The sequence below is a fragment of the bacterium genome, assembly GCA_018814885.1.
GTDB lineage: Bacteria > Krumholzibacteriota > Krumholzibacteriia > LZORAL124-64-63 > LZORAL124-64-63 > JAHIYU01.
Window position 1 is genome coordinate 1 of sequence record JAHIYU010000194.1, and the last position, 4,671, is coordinate 4,671.

The following is a 4,671-nucleotide window of genomic DNA, read 5'->3' on the forward strand; positions in this document are numbered from 1 at the left end:
GCCAGCGCCAGCAGGGCGGCCGGCAGGCCGTGCCGGCGCGCCAGCTCGAGAGGGATGCTGGGCGCCCAGGCGCCGGGCCCCTCGCCGAAGATTGGGTAGCGCTTGATCGCGGCCCACGCCTCGCGCCATTCGTCCACGCGCGTGGAGAAGAAGTCCCCCTCCACCGAGGCGCGGTACTTGTAGGCGAAGGCCTCTCCGGCCAGTTCCGGCCGCGCTGCGAGCAGCGTCAGGCCGGCCGTCAACAGGAGCAGGACGGCGGCGATGCCGCGCCAGCCCCGGCCCCGGGTGCGGCGCGCCGTCGCCAGCACCACCAGCACCGAGGTCACGAACACGCTGCCCAGGGCCCCGCGCGAGGCGGTCAGGGGCAGACAGACCAGCGCGACGAGCCAGGACGCCGCGCCGAGCAGACGCCACTCCCGCGACGAGGCGCCGAGCCACACGCTCAGGGACAGCGGCGCGAAGAAGGCGACGTGCACGGCCAGCCCCACCGAGCTGCGATAGAAGGATCCCGGCTCGAAATACGCGCCGCCGCGTCCGGCCAGCAGGTACTCCACGATCCCGAAGAGACCGAGCAGCCCCAGCGCGGCCAGGGTGGCCCCCGTCCAGTACCGTACCGCGCGTCGCCGCGTCGCCGGTTCCGTCGCGAGGGCGTGGAACATGAATCCGACCGACGCGGCCAGCAGCAGCACGCGCGCCATCCGGTAGGCCGAGAAGAACACGAACCGGTCGGCGTGCCCCGCTACGAGGGCGAGCAGGCTGATGGCGCCGAAGTTGCAGAAGAGCAGCACCGGCAGGTTCGGGCGCGGCCAGGGCGACCTGTCGCGCCCGGAGGCCCTGCTGGCCAGCCAGCCGGCCAGGGCGGCCAGCAGCACGACCTCGGTGGCGTAGATGCCGCGGCCGGGCGTCAGGAAGAAGAAGTCGACGACGGGCCCGAGCGGCACCAGCAGGGCCAGCGACACCAGCGAACCGGCGCGGGTGAACCAGGCCAGGGCCGCGGCGGCCAGCAGCGCCAGGTACAGGCGCCGCTCGTCGACCTCCGGCGCAGCCAGGGCGTGGGCCAGCACGACGATGAACAGCAGGGCGGCCAGCGCCGCCGCCACGCGCCCGCCGCGGGTCACGATCCGCTCCGGCGGCCGAAGGCGCGCGGGTACCGCTTCGCCAGGTAATAGCCGAGTCCGATGCCGATCAACCCCGCCGTCATGTCGAAGGCGAGATCGAGGGTGGGGGGGCGGATGTATTCCGCGCGCGTCTTGGCGAAGATGTCGAAGACCTCCTTGGCGATCATCAGCAGCAAGGTCAGCCGGACGACACGCCCGAGCGTCATCAGACGCGACGCGCAGAACACGATCAGGGTCGCGCCGACGAGGTGGAAGAACCAGTCGACGGGCACGCCCATCACCTCTACGGCGCTGATCCGGTAAAGCAGGCTGCGCGCCTCGCGCAGAAAATCCAGCATGGGTTTCTCTCCGTTTCGGGGGGATAGCCAGGCGCCATGATAGACGTATCGTCGCAAATAATTGAAGCGAAAGAGAAATATCGGACTAATTTCGTGATAGACTCATGCGCAGGAGGAGAGCCATCAAGGTCACCGTCGTCATACCCACCTACAACGCCGCCGGCTTCCTGCCGGAGACGCTGGATTCCGTCCTCGCCCAGGACCATCCCGACCTGGAGGTCGTGGTGGTGGACGACGGCTCCACCGACGAGACGCCGCGCCTGATGGAATCCTACCGCGACCGCGTGCGCTACCTCCGCAGCGAGGCCTCGGGCGGGCCGTCCCGCCCGCGCAACACGGGCGTCGCGGCGGCCGGCGGCGACTGCATCGCCCTCCTCGACGCCGACGATCTCATGTCGCCGGGAGCGATCTCCGATTCGCTGGCGGTCATGGCGAGGCACCCCGACGTGGGCTTCGTCTTCGCCAACAGCCAGGTCATCGACGAGCAGGGCGCCGTGCTCGACCCCGACTACCTGGCCGACTACCGGGAATTCCGCAAGATCCTCGTCGCCACCGGCGATCCCGCGGTGGGACTGATGTCAGGGCCGCGCCTCTACCACGAGCTGCTGCGCGCCAACTTCATCGGCACCTGCGGCGTGGTCGTCAGGAAGGACGTACTCGCCGGAGCCGGTCCCTTCGACGAGACGCTAAAGAACGCCGACGACCGCGACATGTGGCTGCGCGTCGCCATGACGCAGACCGTCTTCGCGTTCGTCGACCGCGTGCACTTCTCCTACCGCCGGCGCGGCGGCAGCGTCACGCGGCGCGGCTGGCGCCGGATGTCGTCGGTGATCCGCATGCTCGAGAAGCACCGCGCACTGGCGACGACGGAAGAGGACCGCAAGCACCTGGACGACCGCATCAACCAGGCGCGCATCGCCCTGGCCTACGGCCTGCGCCGCGAGGGCCTGCTCGACGAGGCGGCCGCCGGCTACCGCGAAGCCATGCGCGGGCACAAGTCGGTGACGGGATTGCTCGGACTGGTCAAGACGCACTATCTCAAGATGACCTCGCGCTGACACCGCGGCGCCTTCGCCGTCGAGCCCGGAACGCGCACGAGAAGAGGCCCGGATCTCTCCGGGCCCCTCCCCTGCCGAGACGGTCAGTTCCCGCTAGAACCGTCTCTTCAACTCTCCCCAGCCCATGCCCTCGTTGTCCACGATGGGATCGTGGGGCTCGACCTTGCCGTCCCAGGCCTCGTCGTAGCCGGGCGCGACCTGGCTCGCCAGGGCGTTGACGCCCGAAAAGAAGGGCCAGTCGACCAGGTCCTGCAGGCCGATCAGGCCCACCATGCTGCCGCCCGTCCAGTCCACGGAGCCGAACACCGTGCCCAGCGTCGCGGTGAACATCGTGCGGTCGAGCGTGGTGACCACGCCGGTCAGCACCGCCGTGCCGTCGGTGAAGGTGCCGGGAGCGGCGAAATCGGCCACGGTGGCCGCGTCCTCGTAGATGGCGATCGCGCCGCCCGAGTACTGCTGCGGGTTGCCGTCGACGTCGAGCACGAGGCCCGTCACCACGAGCGTGTACTCGTAGGTGTCGAAGTCCAGCGGGATCGGCGTGGTCGCCGGCGCGGGATCGTTCACGACGCCGTGCAGGGTCAGCGCGCCGCCGACGCCGCCGGGCAGACCTGTCTGACCGAGAAAATCGAAGAGCTGCTGGGCCTGGGCCGCGAAGGGCAGACTCGCCATGATCGCAACCGCCAGCAGAATCGTTAACCGTGCTTTCATCATCGTACCTCCGGTATTGATCGGTTCAGTTGCCGTACAGGGCCTTCACGCCGCCCCAGGTGGATGTCTCGTTGGAGACGGAGCCGTCGAGTTCGAACACGCCGTCCATCTGGAGGTGGTAGCCGTCCGGGATCTGGGCGCCGGCGTCCAGGGTGAAGCTGCCGCCCCAGGTGTAGGCGCAGTCCGCGCAGATGTCGTCCAGCACCTCGCCGTCCAGTCCGTTCAGGGTGCCCTCGTAGGCCCCGCTGCCGCCGGCCGCGTAGAAGAAGGTCAGGCTGATGAACGCGCCGCGGAAGGCGAGCGCTCCGTCGGTGAACGTGCCGGGCGAAACCGCGCTGGGCGGATCGACGCCCCAGTCGGCGTTCTGGGCTGGGTCGCGGTAGATGTCGAGGTAGCCGCCGCTGTAGTTGATCATGACGGTGCCGCCGCCGATGGGCGTCTCGCCGCCGCTGATCATGCCGTACATGTAGAAGGTCAACTCGTCGACGCCGAAATCGACCTGGAAGATCGGATCGGCGCCCGTGGCGACGGCCGTCACGATGAGCTCGTCTCCCGCGTCGCTGGGCAGAAGACCACCGGTCTCCCAGGCATAACCGATGTAGTCTATTGCCGGGTTCTGGGCGAGGACCGACGTCGCCAGAACGACCAGGGCGATTGCGGTCGCGAGGACATGAGCCGTCAACTTGTTCATCACGATGACACCTCCAACTTGGCCTGTTGTCGCAGTTGCGGCCTGCGGGTGCCGCTGTCGATTCGATTTGCATCGAAGCTCAAGGGTTTATTAATGAATCACGAGGGGCAATATAGGAGCGAAATGGTCTTGTGTCAATATATGCGAAACACCTAATATTTGAATTTTGATGTTATAGGCTGCTGCATGTGATCACGTGACGATCGTGGGTCGGCACGACGCCGTCGACCGGATGGCAGGTGATCAGGGTCAGCCGGTCCGGACCCGACGGATCCAGGGACCAGGCCTCGGAAGCCTGGACCACCTCGATCCTGACGACATCGTAAACCGCGGCGCCGCCGTGATAAACCAGTCTCAGCGCGTCCCCCCGGCGAAGATCGCCCATGAAGGAGGCCCAGCTGTCGCGGTGTCCGACGAGGACCAGGTTGCCGGGAGCGCCGGGCCACGCGGTTCCGTCCACGTGCCCGAGCCCGAAGGCCAGGCTCTCTCCCGACGCCCCGGTCAGCACCGGCCGCATCACCCCGAGACGCGGCGCCTCCAGTCGTGCGACGGCCTCGAAGTCGGCCCACGCCCACGGTCTGTGGCCCGCGCCGTCGGCGAGATGGGCCGCCAGGGCGCGCTCCACCAGGCGTCCGGCGAGCGCCCCCTTGATCCGCAGGTAGACGTCGCGGCCCAGCAGGCCGGCGCCCAGGCAAAGGACGACCAAAGACAGGACCGCGAGCTGTCCGGCGCGGCGCCTCACGCCCGCGCCCCCGCCC

Annotated in this window: 6 protein-coding genes; 1 reads left to right on the forward strand and 5 read right to left on the reverse strand. The window is 68.6% G+C overall.

The window, feature by feature from the left end; all coding sequences use genetic code 11:
• Both KJ554_15000 and KJ554_15005 read right to left on the reverse strand, forming a co-directional pair.
• Window positions 1-1,118: O-antigen ligase family protein (locus tag KJ554_15000; protein ID MBU0743639.1), on the reverse strand; the 1,118-nt coding region annotated here is incomplete at its 3' end.
• Window positions 1,115-1,456 carry a hypothetical protein gene (locus tag KJ554_15005; protein ID MBU0743640.1) on the reverse strand — a complete coding sequence of 114 codons (342 nt, stop codon included), beginning with the start codon at window positions 1,454-1,456 and terminating at the stop codon, window positions 1,115-1,117. The genes KJ554_15005 and KJ554_15000, both read right to left, overlap by 4 nt.
• A 104-nt stretch (window positions 1,457-1,560) precedes the next feature.
• On the opposite strand from KJ554_15005, the gene KJ554_15010 reads away from it, so the two are divergent.
• Window positions 1,561-2,514, forward strand: coding sequence for a glycosyltransferase (locus tag KJ554_15010; protein ID MBU0743641.1), 954 nt, complete (start codon window positions 1,561-1,563; stop codon window positions 2,512-2,514).
• 93 nt (window positions 2,515-2,607) lie between these two features.
• Here the strand turns inward: KJ554_15010 and KJ554_15015 are convergent, their stop codons facing one another.
• The 3 genes from KJ554_15015 to KJ554_15025 form a co-directional block, all read right to left on the reverse strand.
• On the reverse strand, window positions 2,608-3,222 hold the full coding sequence (locus KJ554_15015; protein MBU0743642.1) for a hypothetical protein: 615 nt from the start codon (window positions 3,220-3,222) through the stop codon (window positions 2,608-2,610).
• A 25-nt stretch (window positions 3,223-3,247) separates the two neighbouring features.
• Window positions 3,248-3,913, reverse strand: coding sequence for a hypothetical protein (locus KJ554_15020; protein MBU0743643.1), 666 nt, complete (start codon window positions 3,911-3,913; stop codon window positions 3,248-3,250).
• A gap of 172 nt (window positions 3,914-4,085) precedes the next feature.
• Window positions 4,086-4,671: sortase (locus KJ554_15025; protein ID MBU0743644.1), on the reverse strand; the 586-nt coding region annotated here is incomplete at its 5' end.

Excerpts from the sequence above, each read along its gene's own strand:
- KJ554_15015 (MBU0743642.1), bottom strand. The coding sequence starts at position 3,222 with ATGAAAGCACGGTTAACGATTCTGCTGGCGGTTGCGATCATGGCGAGT.
- KJ554_15020 (MBU0743643.1), bottom strand. The coding sequence starts at position 3,913 with ATGAACAAGTTGACGGCTCATGTCCTCGCGACCGCAATCGCCCTGGTC.
- KJ554_15010 (MBU0743641.1), top strand. The coding sequence starts at position 1,561 with ATGCGCAGGAGGAGAGCCATCAAGGTCACCGTCGTCATACCCACCTAC.
- KJ554_15005 (MBU0743640.1), bottom strand. The coding sequence starts at position 1,456 with ATGCTGGATTTTCTGCGCGAGGCGCGCAGCCTGCTTTACCGGATCAGC.